General features: G+C 61.4%; 18 protein-coding genes and 2 pseudogenes. 8 read left to right on the forward strand and 12 right to left on the reverse strand.

The window, feature by feature from the left end; all coding sequences use genetic code 11:
* Positions 1–32 precede the first annotated feature (32 nt).
* Positions 33–1,286, forward strand: a complete 1,254-nt coding sequence (locus tag OEG84_RS09295; protein WP_267653496.1) for an amidase — start codon at positions 33–35, stop codon at positions 1,284–1,286.
* Between the two features lie 583 nt (positions 1,287–1,869).
* Here the strand turns inward: OEG84_RS09295 and metF are convergent.
* From metF to OEG84_RS09310, 3 genes are all read right to left on the reverse strand, one after another.
* Positions 1,870–2,754 carry a methylenetetrahydrofolate reductase [NAD(P)H] gene (gene metF / locus OEG84_RS09300; RefSeq protein WP_267656139.1) on the reverse strand — a complete coding sequence of 295 codons (885 nt, stop codon included), beginning with the start codon at positions 2,752–2,754 and terminating at the stop codon, positions 1,870–1,872.
* 33 nt (positions 2,755–2,787) lie between these two features.
* A complete protein-coding gene (locus OEG84_RS09305; RefSeq protein ID WP_267653497.1) occupies positions 2,788–3,816 on the reverse strand; it encodes an ArsR/SmtB family transcription factor in 1,029 nt (342 codons plus the stop codon).
* Between the two features lie 159 nt (positions 3,817–3,975).
* On the reverse strand, positions 3,976–4,602 hold the full coding sequence (locus OEG84_RS09310) for an MOSC domain-containing protein (RefSeq protein ID WP_267653498.1): 627 nt from the start codon (positions 4,600–4,602) through the stop codon (positions 3,976–3,978).
* A 274-nt stretch (positions 4,603–4,876) separates the two neighbouring features.
* Between OEG84_RS09310 and OEG84_RS09315 the strand changes: the two genes are divergently transcribed.
* Positions 4,877–5,296, forward strand: coding sequence for a hypothetical protein (locus OEG84_RS09315; RefSeq protein WP_267653499.1), 420 nt, complete (start codon positions 4,877–4,879; stop codon positions 5,294–5,296).
* Between the two features lie 94 nt (positions 5,297–5,390).
* On the opposite strand, the gene OEG84_RS09320 is transcribed toward OEG84_RS09315, so the two are convergent.
* The 4 genes from OEG84_RS09320 to ettA all read right to left on the reverse strand — a co-directional run bounded on the left by OEG84_RS09320 (position 5,391) and on the right by ettA (position 8,335).
* A complete protein-coding gene (locus tag OEG84_RS09320; protein ID WP_267653500.1) occupies positions 5,391–6,071 on the reverse strand; it encodes an SDR family oxidoreductase in 681 nt (226 codons plus the stop codon).
* Positions 6,068–6,334, reverse strand: a complete 267-nt coding sequence (locus tag OEG84_RS25495) for a type II toxin-antitoxin system RelE family toxin (protein WP_425602834.1) — start codon at positions 6,332–6,334, stop codon at positions 6,068–6,070. The genes OEG84_RS09320 and OEG84_RS25495 overlap by 4 nt, the downstream gene beginning before the upstream one ends.
* Positions 6,331–6,570 carry a hypothetical protein gene (locus OEG84_RS09325; RefSeq protein WP_267653501.1) on the reverse strand — a complete coding sequence of 80 codons (240 nt, stop codon included), beginning with the start codon at positions 6,568–6,570 and terminating at the stop codon, positions 6,331–6,333. Before OEG84_RS09325 ends, OEG84_RS25495 begins: the two co-directional genes overlap by 4 nt.
* Before the next feature lie 115 nt (positions 6,571–6,685).
* Entirely contained in the window at positions 6,686–8,335 is a 1,650-nt protein-coding gene (gene ettA / locus OEG84_RS09330) for an energy-dependent translational throttle protein EttA (protein ID WP_267653502.1), read from the reverse strand.
* A 201-nt stretch (positions 8,336–8,536) separates the two neighbouring features.
* Here ettA and OEG84_RS09335 point away from each other — a divergent pair, with 201 nt between their 5' ends.
* Positions 8,537–9,055 carry a hypothetical protein gene (locus OEG84_RS09335; protein WP_267653503.1) on the forward strand — a complete coding sequence of 173 codons (519 nt, stop codon included), beginning with the start codon at positions 8,537–8,539 and terminating at the stop codon, positions 9,053–9,055.
* A 27-nt stretch (positions 9,056–9,082) separates the two neighbouring features.
* On the opposite strand, the gene OEG84_RS09340 is transcribed toward OEG84_RS09335, so the two are convergent.
* Entirely contained in the window at positions 9,083–9,313 is a 231-nt protein-coding gene (locus OEG84_RS09340) for a hypothetical protein (protein ID WP_267653504.1), read from the reverse strand.
* A gap of 260 nt (positions 9,314–9,573) precedes the next feature.
* Here OEG84_RS09340 and OEG84_RS09345 point away from each other — a divergent pair, with 260 nt between their 5' ends.
* Positions 9,574–10,518: an alpha/beta fold hydrolase gene (locus OEG84_RS09345; protein WP_267653505.1), complete on the forward strand. Its 945-nt coding sequence runs from the start codon at positions 9,574–9,576 to the stop codon at positions 10,516–10,518.
* A 40-nt stretch (positions 10,519–10,558) separates the two neighbouring features.
* Here the strand turns inward: OEG84_RS09345 and OEG84_RS09350 are convergent, their stop codons facing one another.
* The gene (locus OEG84_RS09350; RefSeq protein WP_267653506.1) at positions 10,559–12,334 is read right to left on the reverse strand and encodes a hypothetical protein; all 1,776 of its coding nucleotides are present in this window, start codon (positions 12,332–12,334) and stop codon (positions 10,559–10,561) included.
* A gap of 271 nt (positions 12,335–12,605) precedes the next feature.
* Between OEG84_RS09350 and OEG84_RS09355 the strand changes: the two genes are divergently transcribed.
* The 3 genes and pseudogenes from OEG84_RS09355 to OEG84_RS09365 all read left to right on the forward strand — a co-directional run bounded on the left by OEG84_RS09355 (position 12,606) and on the right by OEG84_RS09365 (position 16,238).
* On the forward strand, positions 12,606–13,811 hold the full coding sequence (locus OEG84_RS09355) for a CaiB/BaiF CoA transferase family protein (protein WP_267653507.1): 1,206 nt from the start codon (positions 12,606–12,608) through the stop codon (positions 13,809–13,811).
* Positions 13,808–15,474 (forward strand): annotated as a pseudogene (locus tag OEG84_RS09360) (thiamine pyrophosphate-binding protein). Before OEG84_RS09355 ends, OEG84_RS09360 begins: the two are co-directional and overlap by 4 nt.
* A gap of 209 nt (positions 15,475–15,683) precedes the next feature.
* A complete protein-coding gene (locus tag OEG84_RS09365; RefSeq protein WP_267653508.1) occupies positions 15,684–16,238 on the forward strand; it encodes a DUF1003 domain-containing protein in 555 nt (184 codons plus the stop codon).
* Positions 16,239–16,243: 5 nt separating this feature from the next.
* Here OEG84_RS09365 and OEG84_RS09370 read toward each other — a convergent pair whose 3' ends face one another.
* The 3 genes and pseudogenes from OEG84_RS09370 to OEG84_RS09380 form a co-directional block, all read right to left on the reverse strand.
* Positions 16,244–16,969: an LssY C-terminal domain-containing protein gene (locus OEG84_RS09370; RefSeq protein ID WP_267653509.1), complete on the reverse strand. Its 726-nt coding sequence runs from the start codon at positions 16,967–16,969 to the stop codon at positions 16,244–16,246.
* Positions 16,970–17,067: 98 nt separating this feature from the next.
* Positions 17,068–17,406 (reverse strand): protein tyrosine phosphatase family protein, encoded by a 339-nt coding sequence (locus OEG84_RS09375; RefSeq protein WP_267656140.1) that lies wholly within the window; start codon positions 17,404–17,406, stop codon positions 17,068–17,070.
* Positions 17,407–17,577: 171 nt separating this feature from the next.
* Positions 17,578–17,757, reverse strand: a pseudogene (locus OEG84_RS09380) ((2Fe-2S)-binding protein); the annotation flags it as partial.
* 282 nt (positions 17,758–18,039) lie between these two features.
* Here OEG84_RS09380 and OEG84_RS09385 point away from each other — a divergent pair.
* Positions 18,040–19,713 (forward strand): ABC transporter permease, encoded by a 1,674-nt coding sequence (locus OEG84_RS09385; RefSeq protein ID WP_267653510.1) that lies wholly within the window; start codon positions 18,040–18,042, stop codon positions 19,711–19,713.
* Positions 19,714–19,840 lie beyond the last annotated feature (127 nt).

Consider the following 19,840-nt stretch of genomic DNA (forward strand, 5'->3'; position numbering starts at 1 on the left):
CCGCCCTGATTTGCCGGGAGGAGACGAAAACCATGGGCCACAACCGCATGATGAGCCTTGAGGCGCTGATTTCGGCGCGCGACGCCGGCAAGGCCGATCCGGACGTGATGATCACCCTGAGCCGCGACGCCATCGCCCGCAAGGATGCAGCCATCAAGGCCTTCGCCCATGTCGCGGAAAACCCCGTAGTTGCCGCCACCGGCCCGCTTGCCGGCGTTGCCCTTGGCGTCAAGGACATCTTCGACACTTTTGACCAGCCCACGGGCTATGGTTCGGCTGCCTATGACGGCCACCAGCCGAAGGTCGATGCCGCCATTGTTGATCTGGCGCGCCGCCGTGGCGCAACCATCATCGGCAAGACCGTCACCACCGAATTTGCCTATCTGCACCCCGCCGCCACCGTCAATCCGCACAATCCGGCGCACACGCCCGGCGGCTCGTCATCAGGCTCGGCAGCGGCCGTCGCCGCCGGCATGATTCCGGCAGCCATCGGCACCCAGACCGGCGGTTCGGTAATTCGTCCCGCGGCGTTCTGCGGAATCGCTGGCTACAAGCCCAGCTACCGGCTGCTGCCCACGGGCGGCCTGAAACATTTTGCGCCCTCGCTCGACACCGCCGGGCTGTTTGCTGCCAGCGTCGTCGATGTGGCTTTGCTGGCCCAACTGCTGACCGGGCGGACGCTGGCCGCCGCACCGGTGGACCCCGCCAGCATTCGTGTCGCCGTCTACCGCTGCGCGCAGCTTGAGGGTGCCGATCCGGCGATGCAGGAGGCGCTGTCAAAAGCCGCCGACATGGCCGCCGATGCCGGCTTTGATGTCGGTGACATCGCAGAGCCCGAGGCCATGGCCGCGGCCCGCGACGCCCATGCAGCGCTTCAGGAGCACGAGGCGGGTCTCGCCTGCGGCCCCGACCTTGCCCGTCACCGGGAATTCCTGAGCCAGCGTCTGGTGGACGCCATCGAGCGCGGTCAGGCGATAGAGCCCGCCGCCTATGATGCCACCCGCAAGCTGGCCAAACGTGGCCGCACTGCCGCCCGCGGACTGTTCGGCGAGGTCGACATCCTGCTCACGCCTTCCGCGCCGGGAGCAGCGCCCGAAGGGCTCGGTTCAACCGGTGACGCGCGTTTCAACAAGCTCTGGACCCTGATGGGAACGCCGGCGGTCAACATTCCCGGCTTTTTCGACGCGAGCGGCCTGCCGCTCGGCATTCAGGTCGTCGCCCGATTCGGGCAAGACCAGGTGCTATTGGCCGTAGCCGCAGCGCTGGAACGCGCGTTCAGGGCCTGAATCGCCGACCGGAGGGGCTTCGATGGCCACTGTGGCTCTCAGGCAACCGATATCCCCGCGTAAAGTGCTGGCGAATGAGTGACTCCGGCTGTATCAGGCTGCGCAATTCTGGCCTCAATGGGGCGGGAATGCGGCATCAAATCTCCACCGGCGACACAGCCAGACCCTTTGCAACCCCAATGTGACGCTTTCTTAACAGAAAATGAATGAGCAATTATTCTTTCAATTTCAATACGATAAAGGGCGAGATAGGAACACTATGCCCTGTTTTGGGTGCAATGCAGCAACGAATTTGCTTTTCACAAAGCCGAAGCCACGCGTATCATTCGACTGTATAACGCGAAGGAGGACCACCATGGGATTTACGCAATCGCTCAATACCCTTGTGATCTGTGCAGCGTTCATATTTGTCGGTGCGATGCTCTTTATCTGACCTCGGAGCACACCGTCAAAAAGGGAAAAGTTCAAGGACGGGAGCGTTTCGGCGCTCCCGTTTTGACGTTCTAAGGCTGGAAAACGACGGCGCCCTGCGAAGGGCAACCGTCAAGGCATCGCGGGACCGATGGGATGCTTTAGCGGCGGATCAGGCCGCTGCACCAACTGCCGCATCGGCGTCCACGCCGCGCAAGCCGAGCAGATGGCAGATCGCATAGACCAGTTGCGCCCGGTTCATCGTGTAGAAGTGGAAATCATCAATGCCGCGCTCGACCAGATCATTGACCTGCTCAGCGGCAATGGCAGCAGCAATCAGTGCCCGAGTCTCCGGGTCTTTTTCCAGCCCGTCAAAGCGTCGTGCCAACCAGTTGGGAATCGAGGCGCCGCACAGTTTGGAAAACCGAGCCACCTGCGTGAAATTGTGGATCGGCAGGATACCCGGCACGATCGGCACATAAATTCCAGCCCGCCGCACCCGCTCGACATAACGCTCATAAACGTCGTTATCGAAAAAGAACTGGGTAATCGCCCGGGTAGCACCAGCATCGACCTTGCGCTTGAGCATGTCGATATCGGTGGCGAAATCCGGGCTTTCGGGATGGCGCTCGGGATAGGCCGAGACCGAGACCTCGAAATCGGAGATGGCGCGCAGGCCGGCCACCAGTTCGGCGCCGTTGGCATAGCCGCCCGGGTGGGGCTGATAGGCTGCGCCCACGCCTTCCGGCGGGTCGCCCCTCAGCGCCACGAAATGATTGACCCCGAGCGCCTGGAATTCGCGCGCCACTGCGTCGACGGCTGCCTTGTCCGAGCCAACACAGGTCAGGTGCGCGGCCGGCGCGAGAGCCGTCTCTGAGGCGATCCGGCCCACGGTGTTGAGCGTCGGCTGCTTGGTCGAGCCGCCGGCGCCATAGGTCACCGAGACGAAATCCGGTTGAAACGGCGCAAGCCGGGTGATGCTGTCCCACAACTGGCTTTCCATGTCGCCATTCTTGGGCGGAAAGAACTCGAAGGAGACCTTGATCCTTTCAGGCAGGGCCTGTGCGCTGGCGCGGGGGAGCTGGACATATCAGGTGGTTCCTGTGTTGGAAAAAGTCAGGCCAGAATTGGTATCGTCGGAGGCGATCAGCAGGCGCGGATCGCGCGCCAGCCAGAGGGTAACTGTCAAAGTCCGGTTTTCGCTGCTGTCGGCCGGCAAGTCGACCATGTGTTCGACCGTCAGTCCGCACTGCTCAAGCCAGTCGGCCACCTGGGCCTGACTGAAGCCAAGCCGCGCATGGGCGTGTTCGATCCGCAAATCCTCATGATCATGCGGTGCGAAATCGACAATGATCGCCCGCCCGCCGGGCCGCAGCATGCGGGCGGCCTCGCGGATTGCCGGCAGCGGGTCGTGCAGGAAATGCAGCACCTGGTGGATGGTGACCACATCGAAACTCTCGCGGTCGAGCGGCAGGTTGAAAATGTCGCCCTGGCGAACCGATGCATGAGTGATGCCGGCATCATCAAGTTGCGCCCGGGCGATCGCCAGCATGTCGCGGCTCGAATCGATGCCGATGGCGCGGCGGTAGCTTCCCGCCAGCAGTTCCAGCATGCGGCCGGTGCCAGTGCCAAGATCAAGCAGGCCGTCAAACGGCGTCCGACCGATCAGCTTGAGAATTTCTGCTTCCACCCGTTCATCCGAAACATGCATCTGCCGCAAATCGTTCCAGCGCGCCGCATTGGCGGAAAAATAGGATTCCGCACGGCTTGCTCGGGCCTGTTTGACGGTCCTGAGACGCTCGGCATCGCGCGCCAGATGCGGATCGAGCGGCGAGGCCGCGTCCAGCGCCTGTTGCACCAGCCGGGCCCGCAGGCCTTCCTGCGTCCGGCGAAAATAGGCCCATGCGCCTTCCTGGTAGCGCTCAACCAGCCCGGCTTCACCCAGAAGCTTGAGATGGCGCGAAATCCGCGGCTGGGATTGCCCCAGCACCTCGGTCATTTCGCTGACGGTCAGATCCCCCTGCCGCAGCAGCGCGATCAGCCGCAGCCGCGTCGGTTCACCGGCGGCCTTGAGGACTTCAACGCATTGCTCAAGCAAAAGTGGGGTCGGTGACAGCATGCAAACCTCGAAAATGATATAAAGATATGTTTATGTCATTTTCGACATCAAGGCAAGCCCAATGTCGTTGCTGAAAAACTTAGTGTCGCATGGAAATCGCCGCCCGGCCACACCTGCGGCACGCGCGCATACCCCCGGCAGCCATAGCGACGAAGCCAATCAGCCTGCCGGATAGATCCATTGTTCCCAGATCCGCACGCTGAGCGCCTCTCCGGCGGAAATTCTGCCGGGCTTTTCCACCCAGGCAACAACGCCGCGGCGACGGCGGGCGGCGGGCACAAAGGCAAGCGCCAGCGCCGTCTCATCCATCTCTGGATAATTCTTGGCAATCGCCGCCCCGGCGATGCGGCACGGCGCGTTGTCGCCATCAATCCGCAGCGTCACCCCACCCTCGAAAAACAATTGCGTGCGCGGCGGCAGCATCGACAGAAGCGGAATGCCCTCAATCACCAGATTGGCGCCGATCCAGCCGGGCTCGATCCGGTCGATGCCCATTTTTGCCGCCGCCAGCGCCAGCTCGTCCGCCGCAACAATCGAGATCTGTCGCTCATTGCGAATTTCAGTACCGCGCGGATACCAGGGTTCGCGCCCGCCCGACGAGCGTGTCGGCCCGGCGTGGAAATCTCCCGGGATGCCGTCAAACCCCAGCTCCAGCTCGGCCACAGGTTCGCTCAGAAAGTCACCACCCCGGGCGTCCAGCGTCGCAGCAACCCGCGCCCTGAGCTTTTGCGATGGATGGATTTTCGGCAGCATGGTGGCGTCGTCGGCAAACATCGGCAGGGTCATCGGCGGCTCCTGGGAGGTTGATGCGGAACAGAGCCAATAACCCAAGCTGCGCTGATCATCCAATCAAAATACATGAACTGCCATCTTTGCCGTGCCGCCATTGCAAATCCTCAAACCCGAAACGGCGAGACAAGCGGGTTGACTTCCACCCCAGCCCCTTGCCTCGCCACCATTGGCCGGGCGCCAAAACCGCAGCCAGTTCAGCCGCGCGCCAAAATGTGCTAATCTGGCAAGTGCGGGGTGCTAACGACATTGGATCAAGGAGATTGTCCAGATGTTTGCCAAACGACCTTGCCTTACCCCTGCCCTGGTTCTCGCCGCCCTTCTCGCGCAGCCGACGGCGGGGCTCGCCGCCGATCTTTCCTGCAACGGCTTGCTGCAACCCGGCCAGAGAATGATTTGTTCCGGTTTCGAGCCCAACTGGGCGCTGCAACTGAGTTGCGACGGCACCATGTCATCGACTTTCATCGACGCCTTTTCCGGCGATACGATCCAGTCGACGCCGGGCAGTGTCAGTTTCGCCTCCGAAAATCCCTGGCAGCTTGAAACCAGCCATCCGGTCAAAGGCGCCATCGCCTACACGCCGGGCGGATGCACCGACGAGAGCGACGCGGTGCGCGATTTCACCTTCACGCCGACCGGTGCACCGGGCTTGCCCGGTCCGTTCTTCTCGTTCTGCTGCCGAATGGAGTGAGGCAAAAAGATCGGGGATAGTTCATTTTTGACTTCCGGATTTTTTTCGCGCACTGATGATCAGAAAAAAGCAAGTTTCCCCCTTTATCAGCGCCTCACCATTCCAGCCGCGCACCGTCCCAATTGTAAAAACGACCGGTGCCTTCAAGCGTCAGACCTTCGGCGATCTTGAGGATTCCGGCGGCGCTGGTGCTCACATCGATGTCGGCCCCCTGCCCACCCATATCTGTTCGCACCCAACCGGGATGCAGCTGCGCCACCGCCACCCCCATCGGCTGGAGATCGCTCGCCAGCCCTTGCATCACCTTGTTGACCGCAGCCTTTGAAGCTCGGTAGGCGATCCGGTCAGACTTGGCATGCGACAGGCTGCCCATCCGCGACGAGACAGTGAGAATGCGCGGATTTGAACTCCGCTTGAGATGCGGCAGGAAGGCTTGAGCCACCGCCAACGGCGCCAGCGTGTTGATCGCCAGCGTTTTGGCAAAGCCGTCAAAATCCATATCCAGCACCGATTGCCGCTTCGGCCCGATGGTGCCGGCATTGTTGATGAGGATATCAATCGGCTCGCTGACACTGGCCGCCGCCGCCCGCACCGCCACATGGTCGGTGACATCAAATACCAAATCATGATACTTCGGATGATCACAGATATGCGCTTCCGGATCGGTCACCACACCTCGCGCCGAGCCATAAACCGTCCAGCCCTTGGCCAAGGCCTGTTTGGCCAGTTCCAGCCCGATGCCGCGATTGGTGCCGGTGATCAGGATTGTGGTCATGGATAAATCTCCCTGCGGTGTCCGATCTCGATGACCAGAGCCGTCATCAAACCCTGTGAAATTCGCTCGATAAGCCGCAAGTCACCGACCCGGAACCTCCAGAGCTCTTCATTCTTTCCGTGTAATCGCTTGGCAAGTTCGCGAGGGTCGGGGTGTTTCACAACTCGCTCTTTGAGAAAAGTCAGGACTCGGCTCCGATCCGCCGGGCTGAGTTTAGACAATTGCTTCCGCGTTGATTTGGTGAAAGAGACTACCCAGGTCATTCTGCTGCGTGCAGCGAATTTCCATTCTCGTCTGTTCCGTCACCAAACTCCGCGAGGATGTCGGCCAAGGGAATGTGTTCCCCGTCATCATTGGCAATCGCCGCTTCACCAGCCGCCAGATCCTCCATCCGGTCCTTGATCGCACGTAACGCCAAATCTTCCTTGCTCATGCCCATCTCATCGGCATAGCGGGCCAGCAATTGCTCAAGTTCATCCGGCAGATTGATAGTGATCATCACAATATTCCTTTGAGTTGAATTGTACTGCGCACAGCAATTCAATTCAACACCGCCACAATCAGGCCACTCAAGGCCTGATTGGTTGTCGGCGCGTCAGGAACTAACAGATGCCCTACCGCTTCAGCGGCTTGTACGTCACCCGCTTCGGATTGACCGAGTCCGCGCCGAGACGACGGATCTTGTCCTGCTCGTAATCCTCGAAGTTGCCTTCGAACCATTCCACGTGGCTATCGCCTTCAAACGCAAGAATATGGGTGGCCAACCGATCGAGGAACATGCGGTCATGCGAGATGATAACGGCGCAACCGGCGAAGTTTTCGAGCGCCTCTTCGAGCGCGCCCAGCGTTTCGGTGTCGAGATCGTTGGTCGGCTCATCGAGCAGCAACACGTTGCCACCGGATTTCAAGAGCTTGGCCAGATGCACCCGGTTGCGCTGACCGCCCGAAAGCGTGCCGACCTTTTGCTGCTGGTCGCCACCCTTGAAGTTGAAGGTCGAGCAATAGGCGCGCGAATTCATCTCGTGCCGGCCCAATTTGATGATGTCGTTGCCGCCGGAAATCTCTTCCCAGACGCTCTTGTTGCCATCCAGTGAATCGCGGCTCTGGTCGACATAGGAGAGCTGCACGGTCTCACCGATGGTGATGGTGCCGGAATCGGGCTTTTCCTGCCCGGTGATCATCCGGAACAGCGTGGTCTTGCCCGCACCGTTGGGGCCGATGACGCCGACAATGCCGCCGGGTGGCAGCTTGAAGGTCAGATCATCAATCAGCAGCCGGTCGCCATAGGCCTTGGATATACCTTCCGCGTCGATCACCTGGTTACCGAGCCGTTCGCCGGTAGGAATGATGATCTGGGCTTCGCCGGGACGTCGGTCAGCGGCGGCCTTGACCAATTCGTCATAGGCGCGGATACGGGCTTTCGACTTGGCCTGACGGGCTTTCGGCGACGAGGCAATCCAGTCCTGCTCGCTGCTGAGCGCCTTCTGCCGGGCTGCGTCTTCGCGGCCTTCCTGCTTCATGCGCTTGCGCTTGGCTTCCAGGTAGGCGGTGTAGTTGCCCTCGTAGGGAATGCCCTTGCCACGGTCGAGCTCGAGAATCCAGCCGGTGACGTTGTCAAGAAAGTAGCGGTCATGGGTAATCATGATCACGGCGCCGGGATATTCCCTGAGATGCTTCTCGAGCCAGGCAATGCTTTCGGCATCGAGATGGTTGGTCGGCTCATCAAGCAGCAGCAGATCAGGCTGACGCAAAAGCAGCGCGCACAGCGCCACGCGGCGCATTTCACCGCCCGACAGGCTTTCCACGCCGGCTTCCGGCGGCGGGCAGCGCAGCGCTTCCATGGCCATTTCAACCTGGCTGTCGAGATCCCACAGGTTCTGCGCGTCGATGACATCCTGGAGAGCCGCGCCCTCGTCGGCGGTCTCGTCGGAATAGTTCATCATCAGTTCGTTGTAGCGGTCGAGCACAGCCTGCTTCTCGGCCACGCCTTCCATGACGTTTTCAAGCACCGTCTTGGCCGGATCGAGCTGCGGCTCCTGCGGCAGATAACCGAGTGTTGCGCCCTCGGCCAGCCAGGCCTCGCCGGTGAACTCGGTGTCGAGCCCGGCCATGACCTTGAGAACCGTCGATTTGCCGGCGCCGTTGGGACCAAGAATACCGATCTTGGCATCCGGGTAGAATGACAGATGGACGTTTTCGAGAACCTTTTTGGCGCCAAAAGACTTGTTGAGCCCTGCCATGTGATAGATGAACTGCCGTGCCACGATGCGCTCCAGACATGATTTGGATTGTTGCCCGCTGTCTATTGCAAAGTGCAGCCAAGGGCAATGAGGCCGACCAACGCTCCCCATATGAGAGTTGCCAGTAGCAATACATTTCCACCCATCGACAGGCCTGGACCTGTGTGATCGGATTGATCGGCATAGTGTTTCGGGCTTGCTCAAACCGTCAGGGAGGATACGGGAATGCGCGCACTCACGCTCATCTTAGGCTGCCTTCTTGGCACAACGGCGCAGGCCGGGACCACGGTCAAATCCATCAATCAGACGATTGACTATTCGCTCACGGAATCAATCTCGGAGCAGATCCTAGAATTTCACGGAAAATTTGCCGACACAGATCACGTGGTTTACCTCAACCTCACCATTCTGCCTGCCGATCACGAAAGCGCTGATTACCGGGTAACCGGCATTGATAAGACAGGTAAAGCCAGCAAGATTGCTTGTGACGGTTTTGAACGGATCAAGCCCGAATACGGGTCCTACAACTTTGTTTTCAATCCGGACTACAACCACTTGTTGTTGTCAATTATCGGCGAGCCGAGCGCCAAATTTCCGTTCATGACGGTGGCGTGCGAGTACAATGGGGCGCAGCCGTCGATCTGGCAAATGCGTTTCAGCGGCTACTTTGCAGTCAGCACAATCGGCATTCCTGCGGCTGAAGATGTCGAGCTGCGGCCGGTCACGCCCATAATTGGTGGCTGAAACTGATACAACACCGCCGAGATCGGTTCAGGCCGAAAAACTGACGGTCACGCCCTTCTTCTTGAAATAGGACTGCATGATCTTGCGGCCCTGGCGATTGGATTGCGCCAGCTTGGAGGGCTCGAACACGGCTTCCTTGACGCCCTCGCGCGCCATCGCGGCCTTGAGCGCGGCAATGTGGATGTCCAGCTCTTCATTATCGTTCTTGATCGACGCATAGATATTGTCGATGGCTTGGTTCAGGGTCAGGTCGCTCACGTGTCGGCACTCCATGGCTTGTTGCCCCTCAACTAGCGATTTTTCCATGAAGGGCAACCCGCCGAATGCAATGCGTTGCCGCTCGCCAGACACAGACCAGGCTTTTCCGGCCACCAGCCGCCTCTCTACATCGACGCGACCCCGCCCTCCTGTCAGAATTTCCGTTCGAATTCAAAGGCGCCCACGGCGCGGATTGATCCAGCAGTTGATCGATCATCAACCCCTCTTGATTTTAACACCCCGGCCATGACCAATGGCGCATGAGCGATTTTTCTCCCTTCACCGCTTCAAGCCCCACCGGGGACAAGCTTTCCGTCCGTCACCTGCCGGCTCAAGCACCCGCGCGCGGCGTGGTCCAGATCAATCACGGACTGGCCGAACATGCCGGCCGCTACCGGCGTTTTGCCGGCGCGCTCGTGGCCAGCGGCTACCATGTCTATGCCCATGACCACCGCGGTCACGGCGCCACCCGCGCCCCCGGTTCAATCCCCGGCGCCTTTGCCGCCAAGGATGGCGTGGAAAAAGTGATCGCCGATGTCGCGGCCATCCATGCGTTGATTGGCGAACGCCATCCCGGCCTGCCGGTGATCACCTTCGGGCATTCGATGGGGGGGCAGATCGCCCTCAATTTCGCCGAGGCTCATCCGCAAGCCAGCGCCGCGCTAGCTGTCTGGAATTCGAATTTCAACGCTGGCGCTCTGGGACGGGTTGGTCAGGGGCTGCTGGCGATCGAGGCATTCTTCAAGGGCTCCGACACCCCCAGCGCCATTCTGCCCAAGCTCACCTTTCAGGCCTGGGCCAAGGCGATGCCCGACCGTCGCACCGAGTTCGACTGGCTGTCGCACGACACCGCCGAGGTCGATCTCTATGTCGCCGATCCGCTGTGTGGCTGGGACGCCACCGTGAGCATGTGGCGCGATGTGTTCGAGATGATCTATGCCGGTGGCAGCCCGGCACGGCTCGCGCGCCTGCCAAAGACGTTGCCGGTGCATCTGATCGGCGGCGCCGAGGATCCGGCGACGGATCAAGGCAAGGCAGTTGAATGGCTCGCAGCCCAGATGCGCAAGACAGGGCTTGCCGATATCACCGCCGCCGTGCTGCCCGAAACCCGGCACGAGACCCTCAACGATGTCGGCCGTGAGCAAGCGACGGCTGATTTCATAGCCTGGCTCGACAGCCGGATCGGTGCACCGCAAGCCACCTGAAAACCGGGGTCGGTTAAACCGCAATATCCGCCAATCTGCGTCAGCGGAAAGCCGTGTGATCGATGCGGAACAGCTGGAACGCGTCGTCCGCACCACTCAGCCGCTCAAGCCCCGGCCAGCCGCCACCGCGGGAGAGAACCGCAAACAGCGTGTCGTCGGCAATGGCCGCCGGAATCGGCAGACGACAGACCGCGATGTAATCGAAATCTTCCGCCGCCTTTCGCCGGCTCTCGCTGTCGGGCGAAATAAACACCTGCAACACCCGGCGCATGCCCGGCGCCGAGCGGTGAAATGAAACCGCCGCTACCGACATGCGTGGAGGCAATTGAACCATCATGTGCAGCGCCTGCGTTGGCGGCATCAATATCCGCCCCGGCTGCACGCGGGAAAGAACCGAAAAATCCGGGTACAGGCACGCCGCGTCGGTCAGGTAATCGGCCACGTCAATGTCGCGGCTATGGGCCGGGTCCAAGGCCTCCAGCCCGAAGCCAATAACCACCACCATGACTACAACTGCCAGCAGCCACCGTCCGGCACTCTTGCCACGCGCCACCATGATCAATGCATAGGGCACGAACAGCGGCACAAACCCGGCCGCAAACCGGAGATACCTGATCTGGACAAGAGCCAGGACCGACGCAGCAATCGCGCTGAGATAGATGATGCTCGTGCCCGAGCGTCCCATTTTCAGCGTCTTCAGCACTATCGGCGCGGCAACCGCGAGGATCACCACAAACGCCCCCAGACCGATGAGTCCGGCAATCAGACCATGTTCGTAATAGACCAGGAACGATTTTTCCTGCTCGATACGTTCAAACCACAACGACCGTGTCAGCGGATCAATGATCTGATAGGGGCCCTCCAGGCACAACGGAAATCGCCAGGCCAGCCAGCCCATCAGCGCCGCGCCGGACGCAGCCAGCAGCACACCGCGGCCGATCACGCGGATCCGGATCGGTGCTATCGCCAGGCCAACAGTAATGGCGCCATAACCGGCCAGTGCGATCGCATAGGGGGCAGAAAAGGCATCACACTGCGTTGACGCCAAGCCCGCCGGTCCGAGCAGTGCCAATCCCAGCAGCGGTGTGGAAGCCAGTATCGACAGACCAAGTGAAATCGCGAATGCCCGGCTTCCCGGCCTGTCAAGCATCCAGCACAGGCTGACGGCGGCCAGCAAGAGGGCGCTGAGCGGCAGCAATTCCAGCCCAACCGCCACCGATGCCACAGTACTGATTCCTGTCAGCACAGCGCCGAACGGCGTCCACAGACCAAGGCCCAGGAAAGCCAGCATGAACAGCAGCAATTGCACATTGTGATGATCAATCCGGCCAGGCACAAACTCGTGCAACGCCGGCATCATCAAGAGTACACAGCAAACAAGCGTGATCGGCCGAAGCGGCGCAATCCCGTCCAGCATGAGCAACTGGGTCCTTACCAGCAGCGCCCACAACATCACCAGCATTGCCGGCGGCCAGATCCAGAACGCTGCCTGCGGCGCCATGTCGATGCCGAGCGCCGGCGTCAAGATCCAGGCGATGGCCGCATAGGGCATATCGACCAGGCGTGACCATGGCGAAACATAGGCTTCGGGCATCTGGATCATCGGGATGGTCCGGTCAAACCAGGATTGGCCCTCCACCAACAGCCGGATCTGGATCGCTCTCAAATCATCATCAATGTCACTCATGACGTTGAAGCCATCGACGATGTCGTAGAGCATCAACAGCAAGGCCACACACAGTGCGAACAGCAATAATGCCCTGAAACGCACCGCGGGCTTTTCGCTCTTGGTATTTCCGTTGTGAATTGCGGTCATGTTGACGGGTCCTGCCGTGTCAGCCGGCGTCGCGGTAATCTTCAACTCCCTTGCCGATAGCCTTGATTTGCTAAGAGGGAATGACGGATTTTTGCAACATTTCGCAACCAGAAGGAAATGTAGTTATTTTCCAATACAACCTTATGGTCAGAGATCGCCTCATCAGAGAAATTCATGTGTCACATCGGCTCTACGGGGCTATACAGGCATTACTCATTCCCGCTACGGACGGGCTCAGATGCCTTGCGGAACAGTGACAACGGGGAAACGCATGAGCCAAGCCAAGACCAACAATCCGCCGCTCGCTGGTGTCCGGGTGATTGAACTGGCGCGCATTCTGGCGGGGCCCTGGGCCGGGCAGCTGCTGGCCGATCTCGGCGCCGACGTGATCAAGATCGAGCATCCCGAGGGCGGCGACGACACCCGCCGCTGGGGCCCGCCCTTTGTCACCGGCGCCGATGGCGAAAACCTCTCTGCTGCCTATTACCACTCGGCCAACCGTGGCAAGCGCTCAATCACGCTGGATATCGCCAGCGAAGACGGCGCCCGCACCGCCCGCGAACTGATCGCCACCGCCGATGTGGTTATCGAGAACTTCAAGGTCGGCGGGTTGAAGAAATACGGTCTCGACTATGAAAGCCTGAAGGCCGCCAATCCGGCGCTGGTTTACTGCTCGATCACCGGCTTCGGCCAGACCGGACCTTATGCGCCGCGCGCCGGCTATGATTTCATCATCCAGGCGATGGCCGGGATGATGTCGATCACCGGTGAAAAAGGCCGCGAGCCGCAAAAAGCCGGCGTAGCCATTTCCGACATCTTCACCGGGCTCTACTCGGTGATCGCCATCCAGGCAGCCCTGCGCCATGCCGAAAAATCCGGCCAGGGCCAGATGATCGACATGGCGCTATTTGATACCCAGGCCGGGATCCTGGGCAATCAGAACCTCAATTATCTTGTGTCCGGCAAGGCCCCCGAACAAATGGGCAATGCCCACATGAACATCGCCCCCTATGAGGTGTTCCCAGTCGAAGACGGCCACGTCATCATCGCGGTCGGCAATGACGGCCAGTTCCAACGCTTCTGCAAGTTGCTCGGCGCCACCGCGATGGCCCAGGACCCGGATTTCCAGACCAACCCGTCGCGTGTTGCCCACCGCGAGCGGTTGCGCACCGAGATCGTCGCCCAGATGAGCACATGGTCCAAGGCCGACATGCTCGCCGCCTGTGAAGCCAACGCCGTGCCAGCCGGGCCGATCAACACTATCGCCGAGATGTTTGACGATCCGCAGGCAATTGCCCGCGGCCTTCGCATGGACCTTGCCGATCAGGCTGGCAGCGCCATACCCTCGGTGCGCGCGCCGATCCTGCTGCCCGCATCGCCACTGCATTACGACCGGCCAAGCCCGCGACTGGGCGAGCACACCGATGAGGTGCTGGCCGAACTCGAGACCCTCAAATCCAAAGGACCACACACATGAAAACCGGCGGCCAGCTCATCGTCGATTCCCTGAAAGCCAATGGCGTCCGCCAGCTCTATTGCGTTCCCGGCGAAAGCTATCTCGCCGTGCTCGACGCACTGGTTGATTCAGATATCGGCGTCACCGTCTGCCGTCAGGAGGGGGCGCCGCGATGATGGCCGACGCCTGGGGCAAGCTCACCGGTGAACCCGGCATCTGCTTCGTCACCCGCGGTCCGGGCGCCACCAATGCTTCTGCCGGCCTGCATGTGGCGCGGCAGGATTCGACCCCGATGATCCTGTTCATCGGCCAGGTGCAGCGTGATGCCCGCGAGCGCGAGGCCTTCCAGGAGGTCGAATACCGCCGCGCATTCACCGAGTTCGCCAAATGGGTCGGCGAGATCGACGACCCCGCCCGGATCCCGGAATTTGTCTCCCGCGCCTTTGCCATCGCCACCTCCGGCCGGCCCGGCCCGGTGGTGCTGTCGCTGCCCGAGGACGTGCTGCGCGAGGTGGTTGAAAACCCGGTGGTGCCGCAGCGCTACACCCGGGTCGCCACCCGCCCCGGTGCCGTTGAGCTGGGCGAGTTCGAGGACCGATTGGCAACCGCCGAGCGCCCGGTGATGATCCTCGGTGGTTCCGGCTGGACGGAAACGGCTGTACAACAGGTTCAGGAGTTTGCCACGCGCGCCAGCGTGCCGGTCGGCGTCTCGTTCCGCCGCCAGATGCTGTTCGATCATCTGCACCCGGCCTATGCCGGCGATGTCGGTATCGGCATCAACCCGGCCCTGGCCGAGGAGATCAAGACATCCGATCTGGTCATCCTGGTCGGTGGCCGGTTTTCCGAAATGCCCTCATCGGGCTACACGCTGATGGACATTCCCTATCCCAAGCAGCCGCTGGTTCATGTCCACCCCGATTCCGCCGAGCTCGGCCGTGTCTACAAGCCGACGATTGCCATCAATGCCGATCCGGCCTCTTTTGCCGCCAGTCTCAAGACCATCGGCAATACGGTGCCGGCAAGCCGTGCGGCCCGCGTCAAGACCATGCACGAATCCTATCTCGCCTGGTCGACCCCGCCCGAAATCGGCCCCGGTCCGGTGCAGATGGGGCCGATCATCAACTGGCTGGAGAAAAACCTGCCCGAAGATGCGATCATGACCAACGGTGCCGGCAATTACGCCACCTGGATCCACCGCTTCCACCGGTTCCGCGGCTTTGCCACCCAGGCAGCGCCAACCTCCGGAACCATGGGCTATGGCGTGCCCGGCGCGGTTGGCTCCCAGCAGGCGTTCCCCGACCGGCTGGTGGTCTGTTTTGCCGGCGACGGCTGCTTTCTGATGCACGGCCAGGAGTTTGCCACCATGGTCCGCCACCAATTGCCGATCATCACGGTGGTGGTCAACAACGGCATCTACGGCACCATCCGTATGCATCAGGAGCGCGATTATCCCGGCCGGGTCAGTGCTACGGCGCTGACCAACCCGGATTTCGCCGCCTACGCCCGCGCCTTCGGCGGCCATGGCGAAACGGTCGAAACCACCGTGGATTTCGCCCCCGCCTTCGAACGCGCCAGAGCCAGCGGCATGCCGTCGATTATCGAGGTCAAGCTCGACCCCGAGGCGATCACCCCGACACGAACACTGTCGCAGATCAGTGGATCAGGGGTCAAAAAGCCTGACTGACGAAGGTGGCCCTGCTTGGGAGCGCACCAGAGCGCCGCCGGCAGTTGGCCAAACTCGCCTATCTCGGGTTTCTCAAATGGCAACGCCACACCGAGTGCGGCGCCATCATCAAAACGGCGTTATTGCCTCCTACCCGGAAACCGGGTCCTGAGCGGCCGGGATTCACCTGCGCTGCGACGGACGCCGATTGACGGCACGGAGCGACAGCCATGGACCATGATGTAACCAAACTCGCCGAGCGGCTATTGCAATCCGGTTATGACGACTTGCCGCAACGCGAGCAGCGGGTGCTCCGCCGCATCGCCAAGCGCGCGGCGATATCGCAGAACATCAACGAGACCTATCGTGACTCGATGACCTTCGGCCAACGGGTTGCCGACCGGGTCGCGAGCTTTGGCGGCTCTTGGACCTTCATCATTTCATTTCTGGTGCTGCTGGTTGGTTGGGTTTGCCTGAATGCGCTGCTTCTGAGCCGCACCGAGGTATTTGACCCTTACCCGTTCGTCTTCCTCAACCTGATCCTGTCGATGCTGGCAGCACTTCAGGCTCCGGTGATCATGATGTCGCAGAACCGCCAGTCGATCAAGGACAGGCTGGCCGCCACCCATGACTACGAGGTCAATCTCAAAGCCGAACTCGAGATCATGGATCTGCACGAAAAACTCGATCAGGTCCGCAATTTCCAGCTCACCCAGATCATGCAGGGACAGGACGAACAACTCACCGAGATCCGCCGCATCCTGTCCAAACTGCCTGCCACCTGATCCGCTCAGGGGGCCGGGCGCAGCACCCCGATCCAGAGATCGCCATCGGTGGACCATGGATCCCCACCGCCATTGACCCCGGTGCGCACCTGATGAAAGCCCACCACAGTGTCGCTGTCCTGCAGATGCCCGGATCCGGTCAGATCCGCTTTCAGATTGTCGCGTTCGAGATCCACATCAGGCGCGATATGATGCGTCAGTTGCCCGGTTTCGTGGCTGACGCCAATGCCGCGGTCAAACGAGGCCGCACCGAGATAAAGCGGCACCCCTTCCTCGGCATCGGGCGTGAACAGCCACAGCCGTACATGATGCCGCTGGTCCGGACTGGCGCCTGACGGTTTTTCAAACGCCAGATCCTCGCTGCGCCCAAACAGAAACAACCGGCTGACGGGAGCCGTGACATAGGCGCGGCGCAAAACGATATCGGCGGCGATCTGCAAACTGCTCTCAACACCGAGGCGATCAGCCGGAAACCAGCCGGCCGCCGCCATCGCGGATTTCACCGCGGCCTCGCTTCCAACCAACGCCAGATTGACCGGATCGCCGGCGTGATGGTCTGCCGTCTCGGTCAGGCGCGGTGCGCTGTCGGGTGGCAAGAACGCTGGTTTGGAGAACACCTCCCAGGCCAGCGGGACAATAACATAGGCAAGTACCGTATAGACGATCGCCAGCGTGGCCGCGGCGCCAAGCATGCGCCGCCCACGGCTGGCTCTGGATCGTCGGACTGACACGGCTTGCTCATCCTTGCGGAACTGGAGATCCCTCACCGCAAGTCATGCGCGAAGACCCGGCGCATGTCCACAGATGGACGCCGCCGGCCGAACGCCCTTCAGCCGCGCAAATGCGCAGTGTGCTGGTAGACTGCCGTCGAGCGTGCACCGGAGCGGCAATAGCCGAGCATCGGCGCCGGCAGTTCCTCGATCGCGTCGACCATCTCGCGCACCGCATCGGCGGTCACGCCCATCGGCCCTATCGGGATGTGTCGCATTTCGATGCCAAGCCCATCGGCCGCCTTGCGGATGCTCTCGAAGGTCGGTTGCCCTTCGACTTCCCCATCCGGACGATGACAAACGATGGACTTGAAACCCGCCGCCTTGATCGCCGCGAGGTCATCGACCTCGATCTGCCCGGAAACGGAATAGGTTTCGCTGATGGGTTTGAGCTCCATGAACTTGCCTGCCTTTTGATGATTCGTCACGGCGGATCGAAAAATTGTGCCGTGTTTTGAAGTTACCGGAATGATGTACGAGCACGCCGCGGCGGCGTCAATCCAGCCCGGTCAATCAGCCGCGCCCTGCCCGGTCCTTGCCTGTGCCTCATCTTCCGGCCGCAGCCGCGCGGTCACCTCGGCAATGATTTCCACCACATCGGGAAAACAGCCGCAGCAACGTCCACGCACCCGCATTGCATGGTAGACGGTCGACGGCACGATCAACCGCCACGGTTCCTCGGCAAGCAACGCTTCCACTGCCGCTTCGATTTCGGCCTTTGACAGAATGTTGCACTGACAGACAATCATCGACGTTTCCGGCTGCTCATCACCGACCGATACATGCGTCGCCGGTTGACGCTAAAACCTGTATGAATTACTCAACTATCCTCAAGCGAGGCGTTTGACGCTGCCCCTGTAACCCGGGAGCGGCCGCTACGACAAGAGCAGGCGCGCGCCGAAACCGTCAGCGGTCTCAGGCTGAAACTCACACCCGGCTGTGAACCGGTTCGGTGCGTCAGATCAACAGGGGTGAGCGGCCCGCGCGTCGGCAATGATACGCGTCGCTCCAAGCAAAGGACGAGCCAACCCGTGGGCGAACGCGCACTCAAGACCGCAGCCTGGATCGTCTCCCTGCTATGCCTCGCACCGATCATCGCTGTCGGCTTTGCCGCGGCGTCGGGAACGCTTGACACCTGGAACAGCCTGATGGCGACGGTGCTGCCGGGCTACGCCTGGACCACGCTGAAACTGGTGGTGATGGTCGGCATCGGTACCGGCATTGTCGGCACCGCCACTGCCTGGCTGGTGACCGTGTGCGACTTTCCCTTCCGCCGCACCTTCGAGATCGTGCTGGCACTGCCGCTGGCGTTTCCGGCCTATGTGCTGGCCTATGCCTATACCGATCTGCTCGACCATCCAGGTGCGGTGCAAACTTCGCTGCGGCTGGTCACCGGCTGGGGGCCCCATGATTACTGGTTCCCCGAGGTACGCTCGCTCGGTGGCGCCGCGGCGATGCTGATTTTCGTGCTCTATCCTTACGTCTATCTGCTCGCCCGCGCCGCCTTCCTGAAACAGTCGCCGACGGCCTATTTCGCCGCCCGCACGCTCGGGCATTCACCCTGGTCGGCGTTCTGGAAGGTCAGTCTGCCAATGGCCCGGCCGGCTATTGCCGGCGGCGTGCTGCTGGCACTGATGGAAACTATCGCCGATTTTGGTACGGTAGCGCATTTCGGTGTGCAGACCTTCGCCACCGGCATCTACAGCGCCTGGTTCTCGATGGGCGACCGCATGGCCGCCTCACAACTGGCACTCTGCCTGCTGGTGGTGGCGCTGGCCTTCGCGCTGCTTGAACGTGCCGAGCGCGGCGCCGCCAAACGCTTTCCCGCCGGCTCGCGCCAGGAGGTGATGGAGCCACACCGCTTGCGTGGCGGCCGCGCGGCGATCGCCTTCCTGGCCTGCGCGCTCCCTGTTGCAATCGGCTTCGCGATTCCCTTAGCGGTGCTGGCCGACATGGCGATCGGCGTCGGCAAGTCGCCGTTTTCGCCACGCTATCTCGCCTTTGTCGAAAATTCGCTGACACTTGCCTCCATCACCGCCTTTGTCACCGTCACCGCCGCCGTGATCATCGGCTTTTGCGCCCGCATCGCCCCCAGCCTCGCGTCCCGCTTTTCCGCCGCCGCCGCCGGCATCGGTTATGCGGTGCCCGGCGGCGTCATCGCCGTGGGACTGCTGGTGCCCTTCGCAGCACTTGATAATTTCGTCGACGCCTGGTCCCGCGATACCTTCGGCGTTTCCACCGGGCTGTTTTTCACCGGCTCCATCGGCTTGTTGGTCGTGGCCTATATGGTGCGCTTCATTGCCGCCGCACTCGGCGCCTTCGACACCGGCATCTCGGCAATCAAGCCCAATATCGACGCTGCCGCCCGCACCCTTGGCCGCAGCTCGGGACGGATGCTGATCGAGGTTCACCTGCCGCTGTTGCGTCCGAGCCTGCTGACCGCGCTGCTGATCGTCTTCGTCGACGTGATGAAAGAGCTGCCGGCGACGCTGATCATGCGGCCGTTCAATTTCGACACGCTGGCGGTGCAGGCCTATCGGCTGGCGTCAGACGAGCGGCTCAACCAGGCCGCCCTGCCCTCGCTGATGATCGTCGGCTTCGGGCTGCTGCCGGTGATCCTGCTGTGCCACACGATCGGCAAATCGGGCCGCCCGAAGAAAGCGCCAATGCGCCCACCCGAAACCGCCCTGTTGCCGTCAGCCTGATCCGTGGTCCGGTAACTCTCCTGGCCAAGCCGTCCAACAACACACTGGTTGGCCCCAGCCTCAGCCCGCAAGGTCACGCGGCCCATTCGAGCACATGCCCAGCTGCCAGCGAGCCCACAACGGTGCC

The organism is Hoeflea algicola, from assembly GCF_026619415.1.
GTDB lineage: Bacteria > Pseudomonadota > Alphaproteobacteria > Rhizobiales > Rhizobiaceae > Hoeflea > Hoeflea algicola.

Coding starts and splice junctions, on each gene's coding strand:
- OEG84_RS09375 (WP_267656140.1), bottom strand. CDS start 17,406: ATGGAGCTCAAACCCATCAGCGAAACCTATTCCGTTTCCGGGCAGATC.
- OEG84_RS09295 (WP_267653496.1), top strand. CDS start 33: ATGGGCCACAACCGCATGATGAGCCTTGAGGCGCTGATTTCGGCGCGC.
- OEG84_RS09325 (WP_267653501.1), bottom strand. CDS start 6,570: ATGATCACTATCAATCTGCCGGATGAACTTGAGCAATTGCTGGCCCGC.
- OEG84_RS25495 (WP_425602834.1), bottom strand. CDS start 6,334: ATGACCTGGGTAGTCTCTTTCACCAAATCAACGCGGAAGCAATTGTCT.
- OEG84_RS09315 (WP_267653499.1), top strand. CDS start 4,877: ATGTTTGCCAAACGACCTTGCCTTACCCCTGCCCTGGTTCTCGCCGCC.
- OEG84_RS09305 (WP_267653497.1), bottom strand. CDS start 3,816: ATGCTGTCACCGACCCCACTTTTGCTTGAGCAATGCGTTGAAGTCCTC.
- OEG84_RS09345 (WP_267653505.1), top strand. CDS start 9,574: ATGAGCGATTTTTCTCCCTTCACCGCTTCAAGCCCCACCGGGGACAAG.
- OEG84_RS09350 (WP_267653506.1), bottom strand. CDS start 12,334: ATGACCGCAATTCACAACGGAAATACCAAGAGCGAAAAGCCCGCGGTG.
- OEG84_RS09365 (WP_267653508.1), top strand. CDS start 15,684: ATGGACCATGATGTAACCAAACTCGCCGAGCGGCTATTGCAATCCGGT.
- OEG84_RS09355 (WP_267653507.1), top strand. CDS start 12,606: ATGAGCCAAGCCAAGACCAACAATCCGCCGCTCGCTGGTGTCCGGGTG.
- OEG84_RS09320 (WP_267653500.1), bottom strand. CDS start 6,071: ATGACCACAATCCTGATCACCGGCACCAATCGCGGCATCGGGCTGGAA.
- OEG84_RS09335 (WP_267653503.1), top strand. CDS start 8,537: ATGCGCGCACTCACGCTCATCTTAGGCTGCCTTCTTGGCACAACGGCG.
- OEG84_RS09310 (WP_267653498.1), bottom strand. CDS start 4,602: ATGACCCTGCCGATGTTTGCCGACGACGCCACCATGCTGCCGAAAATC.